This window comes from Burkholderia sp. SCN-KJ (assembly GCF_024656005.1).
GTDB lineage: Bacteria > Pseudomonadota > Gammaproteobacteria > Burkholderiales > Burkholderiaceae > Burkholderia.
Genome location: NZ_JANKOG010000111.1, coordinates 1 through 396 on the forward strand (window position 1 = coordinate 1; position 396 = coordinate 396).

General features: G+C 63.4%; 1 protein-coding gene. It reads right to left on the reverse strand.

All coding sequences use genetic code 11. From position 1 onward, the window contains the following. Nucleotides 1–396, reverse strand: a 396-nt coding sequence (locus tag NQV17_RS37865) for a helix-turn-helix domain-containing protein (protein WP_257776171.1), incomplete at both ends; no start/stop codon positions are given.

The window sequence follows — 396 nt, forward strand, 5'->3', positions numbered from 1 at the left end:
TGACCAATCGGGCTCGCTCACGCGCGCCCGCAGGCGCATCTTGTCGATCGATTTGACCGTGTGCCAGCCCAGATCGTAGAAGGCCGCCACCGCCTGCACGCTGGCCGCTTGCAGTAGTTTCTCGCAAGCCTTGGCGAAGCGCTCCGTCACTCTCTGGTAACGGCCCAGCCACGCCAGCTTCTCCAGTCGCGGGCCGCCGCAGCGTTCGCACCAGACCCGGCGACGAGGCACATGCAACACCACCCGGTATTCGAATAGCGGCAAGTCACGCACCCGACGAACCGTCGTCTCGTGGATCTGCTGGCAGCGTGCCCCACATTGCTCGCAGTACATGATCTTGCTGACCGGCTTTAAATACAGCGACAGCGTACGGCCTTCGCCTTCCGGCCATTCCAC